Origin of the sequence: Mesorhizobium neociceri (assembly GCF_013520985.1) — a bacterium.
Lineage (GTDB): Bacteria > Pseudomonadota > Alphaproteobacteria > Rhizobiales > Rhizobiaceae > Mesorhizobium > Mesorhizobium neociceri.
Genome location: NZ_JACDTY010000006.1, coordinates 307,580 through 320,209 on the forward strand (window position 1 = coordinate 307,580; position 12,630 = coordinate 320,209).

Here is a 12,630-nt window from a genome sequence, read left to right on the forward strand (position 1 = left end):
GAGTGCCGGCATGAGCGATGCAAACAGGGTGCTGTGGTCGGAGGGGCTGTTCCTGCGCACCCAGCATTTCCAGCAACAGGACCGCTTCTTCGAAGCGACGGTGCGCGGCGCCTTGCAAGCCGGGCATCTGCATACGTTCGGCTTTCGAACGCTGACGGTCGATCAGGCACTGCTCGATGCCGGCCAGATCTCGGTGCTCTCGGCGCGCGGCATCTTTCCCGACGGGACGCCGTTCGCGATCCCCGAGACGATGGATGCGCCGCGGCCGCTGGCGGTGACGCCGGAGATGGGCGCGGGGCCGGTGCTGATCGCGCTGCCGCTGGAGCCGCCAGGCGGCGTCGGCTTCGACCCTGCCCATGCCGAGCCTTCGGGCGCTCGCTATCGCGGCCGGATCGTCTCGGTGCGCGACGCTGTGCATGGCGGGTCCGATCCCGAGGAGATCGAGATCGCGCGGCCGCAGGCGCTGTTGCTGGCGCCGGGCACGGCTGTCGGCGGTTACACCGCTCTGCCGGTGGGCGAGCTCAAGGGCGTGCGCGCCGATGGCGGCGTGGCGTTGGACGACACCTTCCTGCCGCCGACCTTGGTCATCGGCGCGGCCTCCTGGTACAGCCGCCTGCTGCAGGAAGTGGTCACCGGCCTCGACCAGATCGCCGAGGCGCATGGCAAGATGGTGCTGGGCGGTCCGGGGCGCAGCGTCGAGGACCTTCTGATCCTGAACCTGGTCAACGCGGCGCGGCCACGACTGGCGCACATGCTGGCGCAAGACGTCTTCCATCCAGCCGAGGTCTATATGGAACTTGCCGGCCTTGCCGGCTCGATGGCAACCTACGGCTCGAGCGCGCGGCGGCTCGGCGAACTGCCTGTCTATGACCACATGGCGCCTGGCCCGGCCTATTCTGCGCTGGCCGACGCCCTGCGTTCGCTGATCCTCAGCCTGCGCTATATCGAGCCGAAATCGCGGGCGCTCCCCGTCATGCGGCATGCCACCAATGTCTGGAAGATCCGCATCGACAACCCGAAACTTCTGGTGGCGAGCCGGATCGTCGTGCGGATCGGCTCCGAACTGTCGGAGGATGCCTTGCGCAAGATTTTCGTCAATCAGGCGACCGTCGGCTCGGCCAGCGAATTCGAAGGACTGTGGAAGTCACGCTTGCCCGGCATTCCGTTGAAGCCGCTGCATTCGCAGCCACGCGAAATTCCCTATGACGGCGACCGGCTGTGTCTCGAACTCGACCAGAAAAGCGAGCACTGGGCCTCCCTTCTCGAAGCGCCCGGTTTTGTGATCGGCGTTTCGGGCGTGCTGCCCAGCGAACCGCAGGTCGACTGCTACTCGGTCAACAGGTGAGATGATGAGCAGGGACGATCCATTCGGACTGTCCGAGGATCGGGAGCGCACGCGCATCCGGCTGAGCGGAGCGCCGACGCCACGCGCCATGCCGCTGCCGGCGTCGGGCGTGACTGCAAAGCGCTCAGGGCGTGCGCATCCGAACGTGCTCGTCAACGCGTTCTCGCCGCTGCTCGAATTTGCGCCCGAACTGGAAAACGCGCAGCCGCCGGAGAATCCGGAGGCGCTGCGCACAAGGCTGCTCGAAGAGCTCGTGCGCTGCCGCGATGCCACCATGGCGCAGGGATCGTCGCTGGAGCGCGCCGACCAGGCCGCCTGGCTGGTGGCTGCTCTGCTCGACGATCTGGCGCTGAACACACCGTGGGGTGGCGCCAGCGCATGGCCGCGCCAGCCGCTGGTGGTGATGCTGCGCGGCGATGTCGACGCCGGCGCGCAGTTCTTCGCCCGGCTCGAAGACCTCGAGCGCCATCCCAACCGCGATCGCGAAATGCTGGAGCTGCAGTATCACTGCATGGCGCTCGGCTTCCGCGGCAAATATCGCGTGCCGGGCCGCTCCGGCGACCGCTCGCTCAATGCCGTTCGCGTCGCGGCGGCGCGCTTCCTGCGCGACAGCGACGCCGAAGGCGCGCCGCTGTCGCCGAACTGGAAGGGCGTGATCGCGTCCGACGAACCGCAGCGCTTCATCGTGCCGATCTGGGTGATGGCGGCGGCCGCGGCGGTGATCGCAACGGCCATCCATGTCGGCCTGTCGATGGGCCTGAGCAGCCAGGCGGTCGAGCTTTCGGCGCTGGTTCGCGCGCTGCCGCCGCCGACACGCGCCGATGTCACCCGCGCCTCGCCGAAGGTCGACGCGCCGCCGCCGATGGCGGTGGATTTCGCGCTGCTGCCGGAGTTCCAGGCGGCAGCACCGGACGAGCTCAAGAAAGCGCTGAGCGGCACCGAGAGTGTATCGCTGGCGCGGTTGGTCATCCAGGCCTCCAATCCCGAGCTCTTCCAGTCGGCGCGCGCAGAGCTGACCGACGGTTTCGATCCGCTCATCGCCTCGGTCGCCAAGGTGATCCTCGAAAACCAGGAGCTGATCGGCGATATCACCGTGGTCGGTCACACGGACGGCGTTCCGCTGCAAAAGACCAACCCGCTGTCGACCAACCAGCGGCTGTCGGAAGCGCGCGCCGCCGAAATTGCCGACATCCTGATCCAGAACGGCGTGCCGAAGGATCGCGTGCGCTCCGAAGGCCGCGCCGCCACCGATCCGGTCGCCGACGACGGCACACGCGAGGGACGGGCCTTGAATCGCCGCGTCGAAGTGCTGGTCGAGAAGAGGCTGTGACATGTTCATCCTGCGCTTCCTCTGGGCGGTCCTGACCTCGCGTTTCCTGTGGACGCTGATCGGTCTGGCACTGCTGTCACTGATCATCTGGGTGTTCGGCCCGATCGTGCGGGTCGGCGACTATGTGCCGATGGCGTCGGAGACGGTGCGCATCGTCATCATCGCGCTTTTGGTGATCTTCTGGCTGATCTGGCTGATCGTCGCCCAGCGCCGCGCCATCCGCGCCAACCGCATGTTCGTCGCGGAGATTTCCGCACCCGTCGAGGAAAAGCGGCTCAGCCCGGGCGAGGAGAATGTTGCCGCGGTCGGCGCCAAATTCCAGGACGTCATGGTCGAGCTGAAGCGGCGCAAGCTCGGCGGCCGCAAATTCCTGCGCGAGATGCCGTGGTATGTGATCGTCGGGCCGCCGGCGACCGGCAAGACGACGGCCTTGCGCCAGTCCGGCCTCAACTTTCCAATCGACCTGACCGACGATCTGCAAGGTATCGGCGGCACGCGCAACTGCGACTGGTTCTTCAGTGAAAACGCGGTGATGATCGACACCGCCGGCCGCTATGTCCAGCAGGAAAGCCAGCCCGATGTCGACGCCGCCGAATGGCTGGGCTTCCTCGACCTGTTGAAGAAGCACCGCGGCCGCCGTGCGCTGAACGGCGTCATCGTCGCGCTTGGGATCGATGCACTGTCCGAGGGCGACGAAGCCGTCAAGGCGCATGGCCGCAAGATCCGCAGGCGACTGGCGGAGCTTGAGGAGCGGCTGGAGATCCGCCTGCCGGTCTATCTCATGCTGACCAAGGCCGATCTCATCAGAGGCTTCGAGGCCTTCTTCGGCGGCCTGTCGACGGCGGCGCGCGAACAGGTGTGGGGAACGACCTTCCCACTCGATGCGCGCGTCGACGCCAAGACGATCGCGGGCGAAATCACGACGCTGTCGCGGGAGCTCGAAAAACGGCTGGTGCCGCGGCTGGAAGACGAAGACAAGCTGGCCGAACGGGCCGAGATCTTCCGTTTTCCTGCGCAACTGCAAAGCCTGTCCGAGCCGATCCAGGTGCTGGTCGAGGCGATGTTCGGCGAAAGCCGTTACGAGGAGGCGGCCTGGCTGCGCGGCCTCTATCTGACCTCGGCCACCCAGGAAGGCGCGCCGATCGACCGGCTTACCGCAGCGCTGGCCTCCTCCTTCGGTCTGCCGGCACGACGCTCGATGCCGGCGCAGCGTTTTGAGAAGCGCAGCTTCTTCCTGAAGAACCTTTTGACCGAAGTGATTTTCAAGGAAGCCGGGCTCGGCACGTTCGATCCGCTGGCACAGCGCCGCCGTAGCTGGATCTGGCGCGGCGCCGCCGCCGCATGCGCGGCCGCCGCCATCCTGGCGGGTTCGCTGTTCACCTGGTCCTATTACGACAACCGCAACGCCATCGCCGCGCAGGCCGGCCAGTTCGAAGCGCTGCAGGCACCGCTGACCTCGGCCGCCGCGACGCCCGCCTCGGTGCAGCAGCCGGCGATGGACGTCGCCCTCAACGCCATGGACGAGGTCGCCAATGCCAGGACTGCGCCTCCCGACAAGCCGCAGGATCTGCTCGGGCCATCGGCTTCCGCCGAGATGATGCGGGCGCAGACCGACACCTACGATCACGCTTTGCGCAATGTGCTGGAGCCGCGCATGGTGGCGCTGCTGGAAGCAACGATGTGGCGGCAGATCCGCGATCCGGACTTCATGCTGGGCGCGCTGAAGACCTACCGCATGATGACCGGCCTGTCGCAGATGGATCCGGATTTCGTGCAGAATTGGTGGGTGAACGACCTGCCCGAATTCGCGCCGGCCGCACCCTTCCCGACCGCCGATGCGGAAGAGCACCAGCTGGCCGCGATCCGCCGCATGGCGGTCGACGACAGCTACATTACGCCCGATCAGGCGCTGGTCGCCGAAGCGCTGAAAACGGTCTGCACGATCTCGCTGCCGGCGCGCGCCTACAAGCAGTTGCTGGCCGACCCAGCGGTAGCGGGATTGAAGGAATGGATCCCCGCCAATTTCGCCGGACCGAACGGCGCCAAGGTATTTTCGCGACGCTCCGACAAGACGCTGCGCGTCGGCATTTCAGGCGCCTTCACCTATGACGGTTTCCACGACGCGATCCTCGACCGGGTCGAGGACGTCGCCGCCCAGGCGGCACTTGATCGCGCGGTGTTTGCTGGCGGCTGTTCGGAAAACTCCGAGACCTCGGTGTCGGCGCTGTCGGAAGACATACTGAAGCTCTACTACGACGACTACATCGCGCAGTGGGACAGTTTCCTGCGCGACATGCGGCTGGCGCCGCTCAGCGACCTCAACATTGCCAGCGAGAATCTGAAGGACCTTTCCAGTGCCGATTCCGCGCTGAAACGGCTGCTGACGGCGGTGGTCCAGGAGGTTGACCTCACCCGCTCGGACGACGCACCCGCGACCGACGACAAGGCGGCGGGCAAGGGCGGCTCGAAACTTTTGGGCAAACTCGGCAAGCTGGGCAAGATCGTCAAGACCGGAGCCAAGCTGTTGCCGCGCGCAGGCTCGGCCAGCGAGGTCGACCTGACCGGCACGCTGGTGGCCGAGCACTTCAAGCCGCTCAAGAGCACGATTGCCGAAGTCGACGGCCAGCCGCCGGCGCTCGACGCCGCCGTCGTGGCACTGACGGCGCTGTCCAATGTGCTGCAGACGGTGACCGCCAATCCCGACCCGCAGGACGCGATCAAGAAACAGGGCGGGCTGGCCGAACTGACCGGCGCCGTCGCCCGCCAGGCGCAGATCCTGCCCGACCCGGTCAACACCTGGCTGAGCGGCATTGCCGGCGACACCAGCGGCCTGACGCAGAAGGCCGTGGCCTCGGAGCTCAACGCCATCTGGCGCGCCGACATCCTGCCCTTCTGCCAGGCCGCGCTCAACGACCGCTATCCGTTCAGCCCCGACAGCGCGGTCGACGTCAACGTGCGCGACTTCGCCCGCCTGTTCGGACCGGCAGGGATGATCGACAGCTTCATCAACGATCATCTGATCAGCTATGTGGACACCTCGGCGCAGCCGTGGAAATGGCGCGCCGACTTCGGCCTTGATCCATCCGCCCTTGCCGCCTTCGAACAGGCGCGGCGCATTCGCGACGATCTCTTTCCCGGTGGCCAAGGCCCGGTCATGGCCTTCACGCTGGAGCCGACGGACCTGTCGCCCAATATCACACGCGTCACCCTAAATCTCGACGGCCAGAGCTTGGTCTACTTCAACAATGCGACTCGGCCGCAGCCGATGACCTGGCCCGGCAAGGACGGCACCGGCGTCATCTCGCTCGCCTTCCAGCCGATCGACGGCTCGCCCGAAATCATGCTCAACGAGACCGGCAGCTGGGCGTGGCTGAGGATGCTGCGCGGCGGCCGCTTCACCGGCACCTCGCTGTCCGATGTCTACAGCCTGCGGCTGGGAACGAAAGGCATGTACGCCGACTTCAAGCTCAAGGCGGCGAGCGTCGAAAATCCCTACAACCTCCAGATGTTCAAGAAATTCTCATGTCCGCCGCAGATATGATCCTGCCCGGCTTTTACGGCAAAATGCCCGCCACCGGCGATTTCGTGACGCGGCGGCTGACGGGCGACTTCGTGCGCCTGTGGGACCGCTGGCTGGCGCAACATCTGGTGCCGCTGTTTGGCCAGGACATCTGGGCCACTGGCACCGCGCTTCGCTTTCTGGCCGGCGCGAATTCCTTCGGCGCGTCGGCGGGCATCATCCTGCAAAGCGCCGACAAGGTTGGCCGGAAATTCCCCTTGAGCGTCGTTGCCCTGCTACCCGAAGCGCCTGTCGCGCTGACGCTTGCCGAGGCATGGTTTGCCGGAATCGAGGAGGCCGCCGCCGCCGCCCAGCGGGGCGGGCTGACGCCCGACGAACTGGACGCAGCGCTCGGCGGACTGCCTGTGCCGCCTGCTGAGCCGGGCGAAGAACTGATCGCCGACATGGTGATGTGGACGGCGCGCTCCGACATTTTCGACATCGATCCGCACTCGCCGCAAGCGACGCTGGAGACAATCCTTGCCGGCAGTTGGGAGACCAGCTGATGAGGGCGAATTCGACGATGTGTAAAACAAGGCACAGACGCAGAACCGATCGATAATTTATGTCCAGAGCGGTCAAGGCCCGCTGTTTCATCATCGCGTAAGGATGCGTGGTTTCGAATGTGGAATCTCTGGAACGAGACGCCATTTGCCGCCCAGGAAGCTTGGACCCGCGACGAACGCGGTCATGAATGGTGGCTGATCGCGATCAAAGCATCATTCGAACTTGACCCCGACGGCAAGCAGCAACTTCTAAAGGATCAGGTCCCTGTTAACATGGCTCCTATCCACAGCGCTGACGCCTTGGAATTGCTTGATGACGACGATCTCGTCATCGAGAAGAAGCACACCGATGTCCTTGTTGAAGGCCACGTATATGCGCCCGATCAGCGACCGAATATCGAGTCGATAGCGCGTATCGCGATAGACGGCGTATTGGACAAGAGCGTGCGTGCGATTGGCAACCGTGTTTTCATGCCGGGGCCGGTATCGGTGCGCATGAGCCGACCAGAGCCCTTCATTCAGATTCCGATCTCCTGGCGGCGAACTTTTGGCGGCACAGACAATCAGGCCTCCAAACCCGATTGGGACCGGCGAAACCCGGTGGGAACCGGCTTCGCTGTCGATCCACGACATTTGATCGGCAAAACCGGCCCTAACTTCGAATATCCCGACTCACCCTATCGCGACCACCGGAGCGGTCGGCCCGCAGGTTTCGGTCCAGTGGCGCGGCACTGGATGCCGCGCGTCAAATATGCTGGCACCTATGGCGATGAATGGCAGAAGACGCGCGATCCGCTACTGCCTTTGGATTTTAGTCGAACCTACTACCAATGCGCGCCGGAAGATCAGCGAACCAGGACGCCACTTGTCGGCTATGAAATCGTGCGGTTGGGCAACTTCACTGGTGATGGTTTTTTCCAGTTCGTTCTGCCTCGTATCGCCTTCGACATACATACAGAGTTCTACAAGCGACCTTCCCGGCAACATGATGAGCCGACGATCCATACGCTACGGATCAATCCAGACAAGCGTCAGTTCTCCATTACATGGATGACCACGCTCTACGTGCCTTTTGACGAGGAACGGCTGAAGAGCACGACCATAAGCATACGTCATCAAACTGTTGCGGCCGCCGCCACGCGCATGGGTGTCTGGACGGAGAAATTCGCCGATGGCTAGCGACGATGTCATCGTCATCGTCGGCATCGGCGCGCGGACGCCGTTGGGGTTCGACGCCGCTTCCAGTGCAGCGGCAGTTCGCGCCGGTATTTCCGCGATCCAGCAACACCCCACCATGATCGACCGCTTCGGCGAGCAGATGAAGGTCACCCGCGACATGGGTATCGACCTCCATCTGCAGGGCCCGGATCGCGCTGTCGCGATCGCTGTCGATCCGGCACTGCAGGCATTGCGGCCGGTGCTTGGCACCATCAGCAACGCACCGGTATCGTTGATCGTGGCGACAGGAGAACCGCGGCCAGGCCAGGATGGCGATTTCGCTGTCCAAGTGCATGCTCGTCTGCGCAATCGTTTGTCGCAGTACGCTGAATTCACAGGCGGCGGTTCCATTGCCGGAGGCCATGCCGGCGGCATGATCGCCATACTGCAAGCAGCCAAAAGCCTGCGCGAGGGCAGCGCGACATTCTGCCTGGCTGGCGGCGTCGATACCTATCTGCAAACCGAGACACTCTTGTGGCTGGACGAAAATGAGCAGCTCCATTCCGAGGGCAATATCTATGGGTTCTGCCCTGGGGAGGCGGCGGGATTCTGCCTGATGACAACCCTGCGAACCGCCCGCAAGTACGCTATCCCGCCACTGCTCCAGTTGATCGGCATTGAAGGTGCGCACGAGGAAAACCGCATCCGAACCGAGACCGTCGTGCTTGGCGAAGGACTTGGCGCGGCGTTCCGTACCTTGTTCGAAAAGGCCGTAACCGATCCGGTCGATCGGATAATCTGCGATATGAACGGCGAACGCTATCGAGCCAATGAGTACGGCTTCGCAACCATCCGCAATCCAGGGCGATTCAAGGATGCGGCCGATTTCGAGACTCCTGCCGATTGCTGGGGCGATGTGGGTGCCGCGAGCGGACCGCTGTTTGTCAGCCTCGTGACGGAAGCCGAAGCCCGCAATTATCAGACCGGGCGCCTGTCGCTGATCTGGGCCAGTTCCGAGAACGGCATTCGCGCAGCCGCTTTGCTCGGCGGCATGCGAAGGGCTGCCTGATGCCGACGCATATCACCGTCAACGGCCTCGGCCTGACCCACAAATCGTCCACCGGATTCTCCAAGGCGACGATTCCCGATGTCTGCAAGACTCCCAGTCCTGGCGGGCCGGTTCCCTTGCCTTATCCCAACTTCGCAATGAGCAGCACATTGCAGAATGGCACGACAACCGTCTTCGCTAAGGGCGGCGCCATGATTGCCAACAAAGGCTCACAATACGGGATGAGCACGGGTGACGAACCGGGAACGGTTGGCGGCGTCAAATCCAATACGTTCAAACAGGCAACGGATTGGATACTCTACTCGTTCAACGTCAAGATGGACGGCAAGAACGCCTGCCGCCACACCGACAAGAAGTATCACAACAACAAAAATACGGTCGATCTGCAGGGGAATGCAAATCCAGCCCCGCTGCCTACGGTCGTATTCGATTCGGCAACCTTTCCTAACAAGGTAGCCAACATGAAGAAGCGGATGGGACCCGGCAAGAAGAAGCTGACGCGCCAGACAAGCCGAAGCGCAATTCGCAAAAACCGGCGGGCCGCGCTCAAAGGCGAGAAAAAAGGCAAGAAAAAAACGTCGCTTGACGAATTTCCGTTCGCCTCTTCGACCCAGGGGGGCAAACCTCCGGGTAAGCCGAAAGCCGCGGTCGCAGCGATTCCGGTCTCGGAGCAGAACGCCCAAGGCGGCAAACTTTCGTCGTTCTATCAGGCTAACGGGATTGGCGACGGCGATTCATACTGGGTGGAAATTACCTAAGGACAGGCTCCTACAATGATCGAAGAACTGGACCGGATCGTTCAATTTCTGGCTCGTCTGGGACGCGCAACGCCAGCTCTGCTTCAGCCCGGGCTGTCCAGCGTGGACATCCGCGCCTGGGAGGCGCGCTTGCCGTTCCTGCTTCCTCTGGAGCTGGAGCAACTATATCGCTGGCGCAACGGAACCAGGGTGAATGAAGGCGACCAGTTGGACACCGTTTATTTCTTTCCCGGTTTCTATCTGCTGTCTCTGGAAGAAGCCGTCGAAATTTTCATGGAACGCCGGGACGCGCCGCAGTGGCGCGAAGGGTGGTTTCCGGTGTTTGCCGACGGAGGCGGGGATTTCTACCCCGCCTTGTGCAGCAATGAGAAGAAGGAAACTGCAGAGATAATCGGCTTCATCCACGGCGAGCCTCAACAACCTGTGGAGTATAAGAGCCTTGCGGCAATGATCAAGACGATTGACGCGTGTTATGCTGAGGGTGCTTTTTTTGTCAGCGAAGACAACACCCTCGAAATCGATGACGACCTTCATCGCGAAATTGCCCATAGATTTAACCCGGAGATTCCCGAATGGCAAAGTTGACGCAGCTTGAGGCGGCACAAAGGAAGGCCCTGGGCGGAGACATTGGCGAAGCGGAACAGGCATTCGCGGTCCTGGTGGAAAAGGGTACGGCCCGGGCCGCCGCGGCTCTCGCGGAGATCGCTGCGTACCGCGGCCGATGGGACGACGTGCTCGGACATGTCGAGACGTCCGTCGCCGTACTCGACCAATTCGAGACGTTCGACGTTCAGATTGATCAGGTCACGATCTGCGCGCTCGCGGCGCGCAAAACCGAAAGCTGGGATCGGGCCGCAAAGACCGCCGAGATCGGCCGTCGCAGCCTAGGAAAGAAAGGGGACGCCGACCTTCTGAAGGTACTCGCAAGCCTGGCTGCGTTCGCCGCGTCGCGCGGCTCGGAGGACTTTCGCTTGCCGCAGGGTGCGCAGCTTGGTGGCGCAGTTCGCTTCGCGGAGGCAGTGGCGAAGATTGAGGGCAGCAAGAAAAAGTTTTCGGATCTGCAGGCACGGGCCGATCATATGATCGCACTGGCGCGAGTCTATGAGTACCATGAGGGTGCGGTGCAGGTATTTGAAAAAGACAACACCCTGCCCGGTATTTTCGACAACGTCGTGTTCCTCGCCGCCGCGCTGGCCAAAGCCGGGCGGCCAGACGACGCATGGGCAGCCATAAGGGGCGGAATCGGCGACTGGTGGCCGGTGGAGGAGACCCAGATTGCGCCAGTTGTGCTTCTGACAGACGCATCATTGGGACCGATCATGACGGCGGAACGCTGCGCCGAAATTCTCGATACCCCCCGGGGTTCGTGATCAATCGGCTCGTGGCGCGCTTCTTGGTTATTTCTGGAGCACGCTGTCGCTCCACGTCCTGACGTTCTCCGCCACGGGCACCTTCACTGCAAAATCACCGAAGTGCTCCTCGAAGTCAGGCCCAAGCGTGGTCGGATCAAGCGTGAACAAACCGTCGATGCCGCGTGCTTCCGGGAAGGTCTCGAGCAGTGCGCCACCAGCGGCCACCGCGAGCGCTGGAGCGCGCATCTGCTGCACCAGCCAAGGCAGAATTGAGCGATCGCCCAACATGCCGGCGCCGCGCACGGCTAGCGACGTCGTATCGGGCGATTTCAGCAAGCCACCCATGAAGGCGCGGACGTCGTCCTGTGGCCCTGCCTGGATCAAGGCCCGCAAGGCCGTCAACGCATTCGGCCCATTTGCGGCCGCAACCTTTCGCAACTCCGCCCGCGCCAAGTCCCCGCGACCAAGTTCGTTCAGTGCCCAGGCTGCCCACAGCCGCACTCTTCCGTCGTCGGAGTCCAGCGCGCTAATAACGTCGTGCGTTAGATCGGCGCGCTTCAGCACCCCCGCCAGATGCAGGCTGTTTGCACGCACGCGTCCGTCGGGATCACGCAACAGATTCGTCAAGAGGGACTTCGGGTCAACGCCGTGTTCGCGGCAAGTCGCGACGGCGAGGTAGCGCAGGAACGCGTCTTGCGCGCTGATCCAACGCCGCACCAGGGGACTGATCGTTTCGGCCTTGTGCCAAGCCAATGCTCCGACCAGGCCCCGCGCATCATCATCCGATGCCCGGCCAAGCTCAACGGCTCGTCGGACCTTGCTATCGTTGTCCTGCTCAATTGCCAGCCATGCAAAGAGGAATAACTCTCCCTTTTCGGGGAAATCCTCATAGGCGGCCTCAATGAACGGCCACGCGGCTGTCCCGGAAATGCGCAACCCGTCAAGGTTCGGCTCAAGCCGCCTGTCGACGCCGGCGACCACGTTTCCGTCAGGTGGATCCTCGGCGGCCAATGTGTCGCGCTGCGCCCAGAAAAAGGCCGCCTGTTCGGCATGCTGTCGCACAACATCCTGCACGATGCGACGTTCAATGGTGCCGCCAGATTGTTTGCTCCCAGCAACCATCATCAGTTCAAGTCGATCGAACCGCCGCGGATACGGTTGGCGGCACTGGCGTGACTGGTGACGAACGTACCTCTGATAGTGATGCGACCGTCCTTCTCCATCAGGATTGTTGCCTTGCCGCAGCGTAATTCAATCCGCTCTTCGGCGTGAACCCGCACACGCTCGCCATCGCGAATGACTTCAGGTGCCGCAGGCTTGCGTGCCAGTTCCACGATGCGCCCGACGATGAGGGGCCGCCGGGCATCTCCGCCTTCGAACAACAGCGCGATCTCCTGCCCGATCATATCTGACGACAGTTCGGCGAGGCTGCGCGCCGTCAATGCGGTTTCCTTCGAATTGCCCGGAAACACCACCAGGGGACCATCTTCGCCGAAACCGAGAAACTGGCCGATTACGACGCCATCGACGCGATCACGAACTTTTGCCATGTT

11 protein-coding genes are annotated in these 12,630 nt (G+C 63.1%); 9 read left to right on the top strand and 2 right to left on the bottom strand.

Features of this window, described 5'->3' with window-relative positions:
- Window positions 1–10: 10 nt before the first annotated feature.
- The 9 genes from tssK (at window position 11) to H0241_RS15360 (ending at window position 11,095) form a co-directional block, all read left to right on the top strand.
- Window positions 11–1,345, top strand: coding sequence for a type VI secretion system baseplate subunit TssK (tssK, locus tag H0241_RS15320; protein ID WP_181058494.1), 1,335 nt, complete (start codon window positions 11–13; stop codon window positions 1,343–1,345).
- 4 nt (window positions 1,346–1,349) lie between these two features.
- Window positions 1,350–2,675: a type IVB secretion system protein IcmH/DotU gene (gene icmH / locus H0241_RS15325; protein WP_181058495.1), complete on the top strand. Its 1,326-nt coding sequence runs from the start codon at window positions 1,350–1,352 to the stop codon at window positions 2,673–2,675.
- Between the two features lies 1 nt (window position 2,676).
- Window positions 2,677–6,216, top strand: a complete 3,540-nt coding sequence (gene tssM / locus H0241_RS15330; protein WP_181058496.1) for a type VI secretion system membrane subunit TssM — start codon at window positions 2,677–2,679, stop codon at window positions 6,214–6,216.
- Window positions 6,198–6,740 carry a type VI secretion system-associated protein TagF gene (gene tagF / locus H0241_RS15335; protein WP_235984285.1) on the top strand — a complete coding sequence of 181 codons (543 nt, stop codon included), beginning with the start codon at window positions 6,198–6,200 and terminating at the stop codon, window positions 6,738–6,740. The genes tssM and tagF overlap by 19 nt, the downstream gene beginning before the upstream one ends.
- 117 nt (window positions 6,741–6,857) lie before the next feature.
- Entirely contained in the window at window positions 6,858–7,919 is a 1,062-nt protein-coding gene (locus tag H0241_RS15340) for a DUF2169 family type VI secretion system accessory protein (protein ID WP_181058497.1), read from the top strand.
- A 115-nt stretch (window positions 7,920–8,034) separates the two neighbouring features.
- Window positions 8,035–8,967 (top strand): beta-ketoacyl synthase N-terminal-like domain-containing protein, encoded by a 933-nt coding sequence (locus H0241_RS15345; protein ID WP_235984286.1) that lies wholly within the window; start codon window positions 8,035–8,037, stop codon window positions 8,965–8,967.
- Window positions 8,967–9,725 (top strand): PAAR-like domain-containing protein, encoded by a 759-nt coding sequence (locus H0241_RS15350; RefSeq protein ID WP_181058499.1) that lies wholly within the window; start codon window positions 8,967–8,969, stop codon window positions 9,723–9,725. The genes H0241_RS15345 and H0241_RS15350 overlap by 1 nt, the downstream gene beginning before the upstream one ends.
- A gap of 15 nt (window positions 9,726–9,740) precedes the next feature.
- Entirely contained in the window at window positions 9,741–10,310 is a 570-nt protein-coding gene (locus H0241_RS15355; protein WP_181058500.1) for an SMI1/KNR4 family protein, read from the top strand.
- Window positions 10,298–11,095 carry a hypothetical protein gene (locus H0241_RS15360; protein WP_181058501.1) on the top strand — a complete coding sequence of 266 codons (798 nt, stop codon included), beginning with the start codon at window positions 10,298–10,300 and terminating at the stop codon, window positions 11,093–11,095. Before H0241_RS15355 ends, H0241_RS15360 begins: the two co-directional genes overlap by 13 nt.
- A gap of 27 nt (window positions 11,096–11,122) precedes the next feature.
- Here the strand turns inward: H0241_RS15360 and H0241_RS15365 are convergent, their stop codons facing one another.
- Window positions 11,123–12,202, bottom strand: a complete 1,080-nt coding sequence (locus H0241_RS15365; protein ID WP_181058502.1) for a HEAT repeat domain-containing protein — start codon at window positions 12,200–12,202, stop codon at window positions 11,123–11,125.
- Window positions 12,202–12,627: a DUF6484 domain-containing protein gene (locus tag H0241_RS15370; RefSeq protein WP_181058503.1), complete on the bottom strand. Its 426-nt coding sequence runs from the start codon at window positions 12,625–12,627 to the stop codon at window positions 12,202–12,204. Before H0241_RS15370 ends, H0241_RS15365 begins: the two co-directional genes overlap by 1 nt.
- Window positions 12,628–12,630 lie beyond the last annotated feature (3 nt).

Excerpts from the sequence above, each read along its gene's own strand:
- tssK (WP_181058494.1), top strand. The coding sequence starts at position 11 with ATGAGCGATGCAAACAGGGTGCTGTGGTCGGAGGGGCTGTTCCTGCGC.
- icmH (WP_181058495.1), top strand. The coding sequence starts at position 1,350 with ATGAGCAGGGACGATCCATTCGGACTGTCCGAGGATCGGGAGCGCACG.
- tssM (WP_181058496.1), top strand. The coding sequence starts at position 2,677 with ATGTTCATCCTGCGCTTCCTCTGGGCGGTCCTGACCTCGCGTTTCCTG.
- tagF (WP_235984285.1), top strand. The coding sequence starts at position 6,198 with ATGTCCGCCGCAGATATGATCCTGCCCGGCTTTTACGGCAAAATGCCC.
- H0241_RS15340 (WP_181058497.1), top strand. The coding sequence starts at position 6,858 with ATGTGGAATCTCTGGAACGAGACGCCATTTGCCGCCCAGGAAGCTTGG.
- H0241_RS15345 (WP_235984286.1), top strand. The coding sequence starts at position 8,035 with ATGATCGACCGCTTCGGCGAGCAGATGAAGGTCACCCGCGACATGGGT.
- H0241_RS15350 (WP_181058499.1), top strand. The coding sequence starts at position 8,967 with ATGCCGACGCATATCACCGTCAACGGCCTCGGCCTGACCCACAAATCG.
- H0241_RS15355 (WP_181058500.1), top strand. The coding sequence starts at position 9,741 with ATGATCGAAGAACTGGACCGGATCGTTCAATTTCTGGCTCGTCTGGGA.
- H0241_RS15360 (WP_181058501.1), top strand. The coding sequence starts at position 10,298 with ATGGCAAAGTTGACGCAGCTTGAGGCGGCACAAAGGAAGGCCCTGGGC.
- H0241_RS15365 (WP_181058502.1), bottom strand. The coding sequence starts at position 12,202 with ATGATGGTTGCTGGGAGCAAACAATCTGGCGGCACCATTGAACGTCGC.
- H0241_RS15370 (WP_181058503.1), bottom strand. The coding sequence starts at position 12,627 with ATGGCAAAAGTTCGTGATCGCGTCGATGGCGTCGTAATCGGCCAGTTT.